The organism is Agrobacterium sp. ST15.13.013, from assembly GCF_027956525.1.
Lineage (GTDB): Bacteria > Pseudomonadota > Alphaproteobacteria > Rhizobiales > Rhizobiaceae > Agrobacterium > Agrobacterium salinitolerans.
Map to the genome: position 1 here is coordinate 1 of NZ_JAQKGP010000086.1, position 627 is coordinate 627.

The 627-nt window shown below is 52.0% G+C and carries 1 rRNA gene; it reads right to left on the reverse strand.

The features are described from left to right. Positions 1-284: ribosomal RNA gene (locus PL597_RS25980) — 23S ribosomal RNA — on the reverse strand; the annotation flags it as partial. Positions 285-627 lie beyond the last annotated feature (343 nt).

Genomic DNA, 627 nt, shown 5'->3' on the forward strand with positions numbered 1-627 from the left:
GCCAAACTCAAGATCGAGCAAGGCACCAGTACAGGCCGATAGGCCGTCGGCGGGCGTCCGCCGCGCCATCGCAGCGCCAGCACTTCCAAAGGAAGTGCGGTACGGCGCGTGAGATCAAAAAGTTCAGCAAAACAGATTTTCTAGATATCTGAGGTGGGTTGCCCCATTCGGAGATCCATGGATCAAAGCTTATTCGCAGCTCCCCACGGCTTTTCGCAGCGTATCACGTCCTTCTTCGCCTGTGCATGCCAAGGCATCCACCAAATGCCCTTAATTCACTTCTTCGTTCTCATTGTCTATGCTCATCCATAGCCGTTCCGAAGGAACGGCAACTTGATTACCTTTTACAATCAAGTCATTTCCTGATGACATCGACGTGTTCGATACAATCCTCATATGAAGGCACGCCGGTGCACTTCGAGGTCGTATCATTAAGACCAGCTTCTCGAGATATCATCCGGTGATGCGCGGTCAGGCAACATCAATCCAGCATTCCCATCAGATGAAGGCCTAAACCTTCAAACAACAAAAATGCCTCGGACAAGCGATCCTTCCTACCTCCAACCCCTCCACCAATTCCGGCCGACTAAGCCATCACAAGGTTTCTCTGGGACTGGGCTCGGACGT